A 9852-nucleotide genomic window follows, 5' to 3' on the forward strand; every position below is an offset into this window, starting at 1 on the left:
GGGCCGCCCGCGGCCCCCGCCACCCGCGGGGGCGGTGGGGCGCCCCCCCCGGGGCCCCGGCCCCCCCCCCCCTCCGCGGCCGCGCCGCGCGCGCCCAGCGACTTCCGCACCTGGTTGCGGTCCGTCGTGTACCAGAAGTCGGGCATGGACGCCTTCAGATAGCTGCCGTACCGCGCGGTGGCCAGCCGCTGGTCCAGTACGGCCACCACGCCCCGGTCGCCCGTCGCCCGGACCAGGCGGCCCGCGCCCTGGGCCATCAGCAGCGCCGCGTGCGTCGCCGCCACCGCCATGAAGCCGTTGCCCCCGTTCTCCTCGACCGCCTTCTGGCGGGCGCTCATCAGCGGATCGTCGGGGCGCGGGAACGGGATCTTGTCCATGACGACCAGCTGACAGCTGGCACCGGGCACGTCCACGCCCTGCCAGAGCGACAGGGTTCCGAACAGACAGGTCCGCGGATCCGCCGAGAAGTTCTTGATCAGCTCGCCCAGGGTGTCCTCGCCCTGGAGCAGGATGGGGAACTCCGGGATCCGGCTCCGCAGCTCCTCCGCCGCCAGCTGGGCCGCCCGCATCGAGGAGAAGAGTCCCAGGGTCCGCCCGCCGGCCGCCTGGATCAGCTCCGTCAGCTCGTCCAGCATGTCGCCCCGGTCGCCGTCCCTGGCCGGCTTGGCCAGGTGCTTGGCGACGTACATGATGCCCTGCTTGGGGTAGTCGAACGGGGAGCCGACGTCGATGCCCTTCCAGACGGGAAGGTCGTCCCCCGTGGTGCCCTCGGGCGCGAGCCCCAGGGAGGCGCCCACCCCGTTGAAGTCGCCGCCGAGCTTGAGCGTGGCCGAGGCGAGGACCACGGAACGCTCGGTGAAGAGCTTCTCCCGGAGCAGCCCGGAGACCGAGAGCGGCGCGACCCGCACCGAGGCGCCGAAGCGGTCGTGCCGCTCGTACCAGACGACGTCGTACTCGGAGCCCTGGGTGATCCGCTCCGCCACGCCGTGCACGGTCTCGACCGAGGCCATCGCCTGCTTGCGCACCGCGTCCTCGTCCTGGACGGCTCGGTCGCGGGTGTTCCCCAGCGCGGTGATCACGGCTCGGGCCGCGTCCCGCAGCGCCGCCAGCGCGTACGCCAGGTCCTCCGGAAGCTTCTCCAGGCGGCCCGGCAGCGCCAGCTCCATGACCCGCTCGAAGCCCTCAGCGGCGGTCTGGAGCTGGTCGGCGACCTTCTCGTCCACCAGCTTGGCGGCCCGGCGCACCGCCCGGTTCACCTGGCCCGGGGTGAGCTCGCCGGTGGCGACGCCGGTCACCCGGGAGACCAGCTCGTGGGCCTCGTCGACGATCAGCACCTCGTGCTGGGGCAGCACGGGGGCGCCTTCGATCGCGTCGATCGCGAGGAGGGCGTGGTTGGTGACGACGACGTCGGCGAGCTTGGCGCGCTCGCGTGCCGCCTCGGCGAAGCACTCCGCCCCGTAGGCGCACTTGCTCGCGCCGAGGCATTCCCGGGAGGAGACCGAGACCTGGGCCCAGGCCCGGTCGGAGACGCCGGGTGTCAGGTCGTCCCGGTCACCGGTCTCCGTCTCGTCCGCCCAGTCGCGCAGCCGGAGCAGGTCCTGGCCGAGCTTGCTGGTGGGCGCGGCGGCCTCGAAGGGGTCGAACAGGCCGTCCTCCTCGTCCTGCGGGACCCCCTCGTGGAGGCGGTGCAGGCACAGATAGTTCGACCGGCCCTTGAGCATGGCGAACTGGGGGCGGCGGCGCAGCTGCGGGTGGAGCGCGTCGACCGTCCGCGGCAGGTCGCGCTCGACGAGCTGGCGCTGGAGCGCCAGGGTGGCCGTGGCCACCACCACCCTCTCCCCGTGCGCGAGCGCCGGCACGAGGTAGCCGAGCGACTTTCCCGTGCCGGTGCCCGCCTGGACGAGCAGATGGGAATTGTCGTCGATGGCCTCGGCCACGGCCTCGGCCATGGTGACCTGGCCGGGCCTCTCGGTGCCGCCGACGGCGGCGACGGCGGCGTGGAGGAGGTCGGGGAGGGATGGCTTCGTCATAGCGTTCCCAGCCTACGGGGCGGCACCGACAGCGGGGGCACGCACAGGGATCACGCCAGCGGGTTGGGGACGGTGCCGTGGACGGCGGCGTGGGGGCGGTCGGAGCGGTCCCGGTAGCCGTCCATGTGCAGCCGGTTGCGGTTGAGGCAGAGCCGCTCGATCCGGGGGGTGAGCAGGTCGAAGAGCTCGAACCGGTCCTTCAGCTCGGGGAAGCGCTCCTGGTGGCGGAGGATCTCGGCGCGGACGAGCGCCCAGAAGTCGGTTTCGGGGATGTCGAGTTGTTCCTCGCACAGGGGGGCGAGGTAGCGGAAGACGCCGACGAAGAGCCCCGAATGGATGAACTGGGTGAGGAAGCCGGGTTCCTCGGTGAGGAGGACGGCGCGGACGTCGTCGGGCATCGCGTCGTGTTCGGGGAGCGGGTGGGCGCTGATGTTGACGTCGTCGACGAAGTCCTTCATCGCCAGGCGGACGGGGACGTCCTGCTCGTCGTAGACGACGATCGCGTTCTCGCCGTGCGGGGAGAAGACCGTGCCGTAGCGGTAGAGGAAGTGGAGCAGCGGCGGCAACAGGGCGGCGAAGAGCCGCCGCAGCCAGGCGGCGGGGTCCAGGCCGGAGCGCTCGACGAGTTCGGCGACGAAGGCGCGGCCGTCGGGGTCGGTGTGCAGCAGGGAGGCGAGGGTGCGGGCGCGCTCGCCGGGCGGCAGGCGGAGCGGTTCGCGCCAGATCGCGCCGAGGAGTTCCTTGTACTGGTACGGGACTTCGGGCAGCCGGTCGTAGAGGGGGTGCTCGACCGTGACGGAGGCGACCTCGCCGAGGAGGATCACGCCGCACTCCTGGTGGAGGAAGGGGTCGGCGTCGCGCAGGCCGTGGACCCAGGCGGTGACGGCGGGGGCGGCGAGGGTGCGTTCGGTGGGGAGTCCGCGCCACACGAGGGTGTTGAGCACGGAGAGCGGCAGTTTGACGGTGTGCCGGTCGGGGCGGCTGGTGTTGAGGAAGGTGCGGATGGACTGCTGCGGCAGGCGCAGGTCGCCGTCGGCGGGGAGCGGGACGATGGCGCCCGAGGCGATGGCGGGGGCATAGAGCGGGAGGAGGATCTCGTCCCACTGCCAGGGGTGGACGGGGAGCAGCAGATAGGCATCGGGATCGAGGCCGCGGGCGGTGAGTTCGGCACGGAAGGCGTCCCGGACGGGCGGATCGAGTTCGCGGGCGTAGAGGCGGTCGGGGGTGTCGAGCCCGGTCACGCCGCGGTAGGCGGCGAGGCGGTTGCTGACCGCGATCCACGGGAGCCGCGTGGCGCGGCGGGCCTCGGGGGCCCAGCGGGCGGAGTCGCCGGCGGAGAAGCCGATGCGGCCCTTGTTCAGGACCAGCCAGGGGTGGCCGGTCTGGTGGCCTTCGAGTTCGGCGTACGGGAGGTCGGCGAGGCGGCCCGCGGGGAGGGCGGTGTGGTCGAGGCGGGCTTCGGCGGCGAGGGTGGCGGAGAGTTCGCGGATGAGGTGGCCGAGGGTGGCGCCGTCGAGTCCGAGGAGGCGGCGGGCGCGGACGAGGAAGGCGAGGGGGTCGGTCAGCGGCCGCTCGTCGAGGGTGATGGTGTCGGGTGCGACGCGCCAGCCGCCGTAGGCGCCGCGACGGGCGGTGAAGGCGAGGTCGGCGCCGTCGTCGAGGGTGAGGACGTACCGGTCCGGGGTGTCGCCGTCGGCGGGGAGCGGTTCGAGGATCTCCTCGTAGGCGAACTCGCCGAGGGCCTTGGCGAGGGTGCGGGTGGCGGCGCGGGTCCAGGCGGTGGGGTTGAGCTCGGGGGGCGCGAGCAGCTCGGGGGCGGGTGCGGCGGTCGCCGCGGGTCGTGCGGAGTCGTGGGGTGCTGGGGACGTCGTCACAAAGACTCCTCGAAATTGGGAACCGCTGTGGGTCGAGCGGTGTATCAAAGACAGAGAGTGGTCACAGAGCGTGACGGGTGGATCGCTCGCGGATCATGAGCGCGGCTCGTTTGTCGGGCAGTTCGATTTCCGCGGCGTAGCGGAAGCCGGCGCTGAGGAAGGCCGAGACGGAGGGGGTGTTGGTGATGTCGGGTTCGGCGACGACTCGGGTGCAGCGGGGACGGTGGGCGAGGACGAGATCGGCGACCGCGCGCAGGAGGGCGGTGCCGACTCCTCGGCCTCGGTCCGCGGCGCCTCCGAGGAGGAGATGGATACCCGTGTCGTGCGGAAGGGCCGGGTAGGCGCGGGCGAGCGGGTCGAGGTCGGCGCGGTAGATCTCGAAGTAGCTCATCGGGGTGGAGTCGAGCAGGCCGAGGCAGGGGACGCTGCGGCCGTCGCCGTCGAGCTGGGCGCGGAGGTGGTAGGCGGTGACGAACGCGGGTCCCGCGAGTTTCCAGAAGGCGGCGACGGCGGGGTCGTTCATCCACCGGGTGAGCAGGCGCAGGTCACGTGCCGGCTGGACGGGGACGAGGCGGAAGGAGCCGAAGGGGGTGTCCGCCGGTGCCCAGGAGGCGACCGAGTCGAGCAGGTCGCCGCCGTGGCGACCGGCGAGGGCAGTGTCGGTGGCGCCATCGGTGGTGCCGTCGGTGGTGCCGTCGGTGGTGCCGTCGGTGGCCGTCTCGGTGGCCGTCCCGGTGGTGGTGGTGCCGGCTTCGTGTCCGTGGTCCGGATCTAAGGACATGGGGTGGGTCTTCCGGGGTCGGGGCGTCCCTTCGGTGGGTGGTGGAGGGACGCGCTGATGGGTGCGGGCCGTGGGCGGCGGGTGGTGGGCCGCCCGGGGCTCAGGGGCGGAGGGGGTTGGTGATGGTGACGTAGACGGACTGGGTGTCGACGGGGCCGACGAGTTCGTCGAGGCCGTGGAGTCGGGTGAGGAGGTTGGCCTTGCTGCGGAGGGTGGCCGCTTCGAGGAGGCGGTGCGGAAGCGGGGAGCCGAGACCGGTGGCGGAGGTGAGGAAGGAGCGGAAGGCGGCGAGCAGGATCCGCTCGTCGGCGAGGTGCTGGGCGCCGAAGGCGCCGATCAGGCCGAGGACGTTGTTGATGCCGAGGTAGTAGGCGAAGCGCTCGTCGGTGACCTGGTCGGAGACGAAGGTGTCGCTGTGGGCGCCGATGCCGGGGAGGCGGGCCTCCAGCTCGGCCCGGTGGGACTCGCGGAAGTAGTAGCCCTGGTTGTCGCGGTAGCGGCCGCCGGCGGGCCAGCCGTCGGGGTCGAGGAGGACGAGGGTGTTCTGCTGGTGGGCTTCCAGGGCGATGCCGGCGTGGCCGTCAAGCCAGAGGACGGGGCGGACGACCTGGTCCAGGTAGCGCAGGAACCACTCGGCGGAGACGGCGGCGACGGGGCGGCCGGTGCGGGCGGAGAGGCGGCCGATGAGGTCGGCGAGCCGGGAGCTCATGCCGGTGGTCCCGGGCCAGGGCCGGGGTGCGGTGAGGGCCGCGAGGCAGACGGCGTCGTCGCCGGGGCCGAAGGGGTTGTGCCGGATCATCAGGTCGAGGCCGGGCACGGGGGTGCCGTCGGGGGCGTCGACGGCGAGCCAGGCGGGGTCGCGGACGATGTCGAAGCCGGGGTGGGCGGCCTGCCACTCGTCGACGAGGCCGGTCCGCAGGAGGCGGTGGACCTCGACGCCGCGGTGGAGCTCCTTGCGGAGGTTCTCGCGGCGGGAGTTGGTGATGCGCAGGCCGAGGGAGAGCTTGAGCATGGCGCGGGCGCCGGGGCGGTGGACGGTGCGGACGGAGGAGGTGGGGTGCCAGTGGCTGCCGTGCGGGCCGAGGTCGTGGAGGAGGCCCCGGTCGAGGAGGGCGCGGATGTCGGGGCGGTGGAGGAGTTCGCGGGCCTGCCAGGGGTGCAGGGGCAGGGGGGCGGTGCCGGCGGGGTGGGCGAGCCCTTCGGCGAGGCCGGCGGTGAGCTGTTCGGCGGTGACGGCGCGGCCCTGTTCCGTCCAGGCGGAGTCGGAGGCGAGGAGGGAGTGGTCGACGGCGAACCAGTGGAGGGGGAAGGAGCCGTGGAGTTCGGGCGAGTAGAGGCGGGCCTCGGCCTCGGAGAGTCCTTCGCGGCTCTTGGGGGTGGGGTGGAGCGGGTGGCCGAGGAGGAGGGACTGTTCGGCGGCGAGGAAGAGGTCGGCGTCGGGGTGGGGCCGGGGGTCGCTGCGGCGGGCGGTGAGGAAGTCGGCGGTGCGGCGGGCGGAGTCGGCGACGCGGCCGACGAGTTCGGTGGCCTCGGGGCGGCCGGTCTCGCGGCTGAGGAGGGCGGCGAGGGTGACGGCGTCGACGGCCGGGGCGGTGGAGGGGAGGCCGGCCAGGGTGGGGGTGCCGAAGCGGTGCCAGCCGGTGGGGGACCAGTAGCGGACGGGGACGAGGAGGGCGGTGCCGCTGGCGTCGAGGGGGACGCGGAGGGTGGGCGTCTCGGGGGCGGGGAGGTTCTTCTCCCGGACCCAGCAGCGGAGGAGGTTCTCGATGGCGGCGGTGTCGGCGGCCCGCTGGGGGTCGGGGTCGTCGAGCGGGTCGGCGGTGGGGGTGCCGGACCGGTGCGGGCCGGTGGCCGGATCGGCGCCGGGGCGGGACGACCGGAGGGGGGCGGGGCCGGTGTGCTGACGCGGGACCGTGTGCTCCTCGGTGTCGGGGTGGGTCTCGGTCTCGGGCACCTGGGAGGTGGGGGTGACGTTCACGCGGGATTCCTTGGAGAGGGGGCCGGGGGCGATCCGGGTCAGTGGGACGGTCCGGGGGCGGGCCGGTGGGGGGCGGGCGGCCGGGGACGGTGGTCCCGCTCGGCGGCGGCGAGGGCGTCGGCGAATCGGTCCAGGACGGCGGTGGCCTGCTCGTCGGTGAGGGTGAGCGGGGGGAGGAGGCGCACGACGGCGGAGTGCCGGCCGCCGAGTTCGACGATGAGTCCGCGGTCCAGGCATGCGCGCCGGACGGCCCGGGCGAGGGCCGGGGCGGCGGGCGGGACGGGGTCGTCGGGGCCCGCGGCCTCGGGGTCGACGAGTTCGACGCCGATCATGAGGCCGCGGCCGCGGACGTCGCCGACGCAGGGGTGGGCGGACTGGAGGCCCTGGAGGTGGCCGAGCATCCGGGCGCCGAGGGCGGCGGCCCGTTCGGCGAGCCGGTTCTCGCGGACGTACGCGAGGGTGGCGGTGCCGGCGGCCATGGCGAGCTGGTTGCCGCGGAAGGTGCCCGCGTGGGCGCCGGGCTCCCAGGCGTCGAGTCCGGAGCGGTACACGATGACGGCGAGGGGGAGGGAGCCGCCGATGGCCTTGGAGAGGACCATCACGTCCGGGACGACACCGCTGTGCTCGACGGCCCAGAACGCGCCGGTGCGGCCGACGCCGGTCTGGACCTCGTCGACGACCAGGGGGACGGAGTGCCGGGCGGTGATGCTCCGCATGCGGCGCATCCAGGCGTCGGGGGCGGGGAGGACGCCGCCTTCGCCCTGGACGGCCTCGACGATCAGCCCCGCGGGGGCGGCGACGCCGCTCTTGGGGTCGTCGAGGAGGGTCTCGGTCCAGCGGGCGGAGAGTTCGGCGCCGCGCTCGCCGCCGACGCCGAAGGGGCAGCGGTACGACTGGGGGTACGGGAGCCGGGTGACGCGGACGTCCTCGGCGCCGCCGGAGACGGCGAGGGCTCCGGCGGTCATGCCGTGGTAGGCGCCGGTGAAGGCGAACAGGCCGCGCCGGCCGGTGGCGGTGCGGACGAGTTTGAGGGCGGCCTCGACGGCGTCCGTGCCGGCGGGGCCGCAGAACTGGATGCGGGCGTCGGCGGCGAGTTCCGGAGGGAGGGTGGCGAACAGCTCGGAGGTGAAGGCGTCCTTGACCGGGGTCGCGAGGTCGAGGACGTGGAGCGGTGCCCCGGAGTCGAGGACCCGGTGGATGGCTTCGAGGACGACCGGGTGGTTGTGGCCGAGCGCGAGGGTGCCGGCGCCGGAGAGGCAGTCGAGGTAACGGCGGCCGTCGGCGCCCTCGATGGTCAGGCCGCGGGCGCGGACCGGGACGATCGGCAGCGAGCGGGCGTAGGTGCGGGCGCTGGACTCGCGTTGGGCCTGCCGCCGCAGGATGGCCTCGTAACCGCCCCCGGCCACCGTGCCGTAGCCGCGGCGGGTCGCGGCCGTCGGCTTCCCCGTCGGCTTCCCCGTGGACTCCCCCGCCGTCTCCCGGTCTCCGGCGCTCTCCTCCGCGCCCTCGGCCGCGACCGCGTCGGGCTCCGGGGCCGGGGGACGGGTGGGTGCGGTGGCTGAAGCTGATTCGGTGACGGCCACGGCTCGGTGTCCTCCCGCGATAACAGTTGCGTTGCACATCGGCGGGCCGCCGGACCCTGGCCAAGGGCCGCTCCGGGCGCCGTCGTTGTGTCCCCCGTACGTACCAACGACGGGAACTGCCGGGGAACACGGGCCGGAGGCAAGATCCTTGGCGTGTCGCGGATCACGGCATGACAACGGCCGCACCGGCTCGGGAACCGGCGCCGGGGCGCGTACCGTCCCCTCCGGCACCGGCATAGTGGGGGCCGTCGTTCCCGTGTCCGTCCGGACACGGGTGCGACCGATGCTCAGACATGCACCAGTCGAAGTACTCCCAGGGGGATCACGAGATGCGATCGATTCGTCCGCTGCTGATGGCGGCGTCCGCCGTCGCGGCGCTGACGCTCACCGCGACGGCCTGCGGCCCGACCGAGGAGAACGCCGGAGACAAGCCCAGTGCGCCGGTCAGCGAGAACCCGGTCGACAAGATCAAGATTCCGGAGGACCTGAAGCAGCGGCTGAAGGACCACGGGATCGACATCGACAAGTGGCGCGACGGCGAGTGGAGGAACTGGGACAAGGACAAGTGGCTCCGTGAGGCGAAGGACTTCGTCAACCCGATCATCGAGGACCTCTGGGACCCGGACCGGATGCGGGACGCCGAGCGTCCCGAGCGGCCGGTCGAGGAGGAGGACATCTCGGGCGACGAGGGTGTCACCGACCCGACGCCCGACCCGGTGACGGCGAAGCCGGTGCAGGCGAAGTACCACGACAACTCGCCCGCGTCCGGCAAGGTGTTCTTCGACGGGCCCGACGGCTCCATGGTCTGCTCGGCGACCGTGGTGAAGGACCCGGCCCACCCGGGCAAGTCCAACCTGGTGTGGACCGCCGGCCACTGCGTCCACAAGGGCAAGGAGGGCGGCTGGTACCGCAACATCGCCTTCGTCCCGTCCTACAACGACGCCGCGCTGGAGACCTCCGCGCTGGAGAAGGCGTCGCGCGAGCAGATCGCCCCCTACGGCGTGTGGTGGGCGGACTGGGTCAAGACCTCCGACGAGTGGATCGCGCAGGGCGCGTCCACCGGCGGCGCGGGCGCCCCGTACGACTTCGCGGTCATCCAGGTGACCCCGGAGAAGGGCTCGTCCGGCAAGTCGCTGGAGGAGACGGTCGGTACGGCCCTGCCGGTCGAGTTCAACGCCCCGGCGGTGCCGAAGATCGCGTCGATGACGGCGACCGGCTACCCGGCGGCGCCGCCGTTCGACGGCCAGAAGATGTTCCAGTGCGCGGACAAGCCGGGCCGGCTGTCGCTGAAGGCGGAGCAGCCGACGATGTACCGCATCGGCTGCACGATGACGGCCGGTTCGTCCGGTGGCGGCTGGGTCGCCCAGGGCCAGGACGGGCAGCCGGCGCTGGTGTCGAACACCTCGATCGGCCCGTCGACGGCCGGCTGGCTGGCGGGTCCCCGACTGGGTCCCGAGGCCAAGGCGATCTTCGACGAGGTCAGCAAGAAGTACGCCGGCCAGTAGGCCGGTGCGCGCGAGCGCACGAGAAAGGCGCCGGGCCCCCACCCCGCCCGGGGGGGGGGCGGCCGCCCCGGAAGGGGGGGGGGCCCTGGGGCGCGGGGGCG

The 9852-nt window shown here is 73.7% G+C and carries 6 protein-coding genes; 1 reads left to right on the forward strand and 5 read right to left on the reverse strand.

Annotated elements, in window-relative coordinates; all coding sequences use genetic code 11:
• The 5 genes from ACFW1I_RS36850 to ACFW1I_RS36870 form a co-directional block, all read right to left on the reverse strand.
• A partial coding sequence (locus ACFW1I_RS36850; RefSeq protein ID WP_384678233.1) for an ATP-dependent DNA helicase occupies window positions 1-2030 on the reverse strand: 2030 nt, incomplete at its 3' end.
• A gap of 50 nt (window positions 2031-2080) precedes the next feature.
• A complete protein-coding gene (locus ACFW1I_RS36855) occupies window positions 2081-3904 on the reverse strand; it encodes an IucA/IucC family protein (protein WP_384678235.1) in 1824 nt (607 codons plus the stop codon).
• A gap of 61 nt (window positions 3905-3965) precedes the next feature.
• On the reverse strand, window positions 3966-4685 hold the full coding sequence (locus ACFW1I_RS36860) for a GNAT family N-acetyltransferase (RefSeq protein ID WP_384678237.1): 720 nt from the start codon (window positions 4683-4685) through the stop codon (window positions 3966-3968).
• A gap of 100 nt (window positions 4686-4785) precedes the next feature.
• A complete protein-coding gene (locus ACFW1I_RS36865; protein WP_384678239.1) occupies window positions 4786-6663 on the reverse strand; it encodes an IucA/IucC family protein in 1878 nt (625 codons plus the stop codon).
• A 38-nt stretch (window positions 6664-6701) separates the two neighbouring features.
• The gene (locus tag ACFW1I_RS36870) at window positions 6702-8069 is read right to left on the reverse strand and encodes a diaminobutyrate--2-oxoglutarate transaminase family protein (RefSeq protein ID WP_384678243.1); all 1368 of its coding nucleotides are present in this window, start codon (window positions 8067-8069) and stop codon (window positions 6702-6704) included.
• Window positions 8070-8575: 506 nt separating this feature from the next.
• On the opposite strand from ACFW1I_RS36870, the gene ACFW1I_RS36875 reads away from it, so the two are divergent.
• The gene (locus ACFW1I_RS36875) at window positions 8576-9751 is read left to right on the forward strand and encodes a trypsin-like serine peptidase (protein ID WP_384678241.1); all 1176 of its coding nucleotides are present in this window, start codon (window positions 8576-8578) and stop codon (window positions 9749-9751) included.
• The last annotated feature ends 101 nt before the right edge of the window (window positions 9752-9852 follow it).

It is taken from the genome of Streptomyces sp. NPDC058955, from assembly GCF_042741435.1.
GTDB lineage: Bacteria > Actinomycetota > Actinomycetes > Streptomycetales > Streptomycetaceae > Streptomyces.